At 49.1% G+C, this 680-nt stretch carries 1 rRNA gene; it reads left to right on the forward strand.

Features of this window, described 5'->3' with window-relative positions:
* A 23S ribosomal RNA gene (locus QM959_RS09555) occupies positions 1–680 on the forward strand; the annotation flags it as partial.

The following is a 680-nucleotide window of genomic DNA, read 5'->3' on the forward strand; positions in this document are numbered from 1 at the left end:
GTGAGGGAAAGGTGAAAAGCACCCCGGGAGGGGAGTGAAATAGAACCTGAAACCGTGTGCCTACAACAAGTTCGAGCCCGTTAATGGGTGAGAGCGTGCCTTTTGTAGAATGAACCGGCGAGTTACGATATGATGCGAGGTTAAGTTGAAGAGACGGAGCCGTAGGGAAACCGAGTCTTAATAGGGCGCATTAGTATCATGTCGTAGACCCGAAACCATGTGACCTACCCATGAGCAGGTTGAAGGTGAGGTAAAACTCACTGGAGGACCGAACCAGGGCACGTTGAAAAGTGCTTGGATGACTTGTGGGTAGCGGAGAAATTCCAAACGAACTTGGAGATAGCTGGTTCTCTCCGAAATAGCTTTAGGGCTAGCGTCGATGTTAAGTCTCTTGGAGGTAGAGCACTGTTTGGGTGAGGGGTCCATCCCGGATTACCAATCTCAGATAAACTCCGAATGCCAAAGAGATATAATCGGCAGTCAGACTGCGAGTGCTAAGATCCGTAGTCGAAAGGGAAACAGCCCAGACCACCAGCTAAGGTCCCAAAATATATGTTAAGTGGAAAAGGATGTGGGGTTGCACAGACAACTAGGATGTTAGCTTAGAAGCAGCTATTCATTCAAAGAGTGCGTAATAGCTCACTAGTCGAGTGACCCTGCGCCGAAAATGTACCGGGGCT

Source organism: Streptococcus mitis, from assembly GCF_047459985.1.
GTDB lineage: Bacteria > Bacillota > Bacilli > Lactobacillales > Streptococcaceae > Streptococcus > Streptococcus mitis_DZ.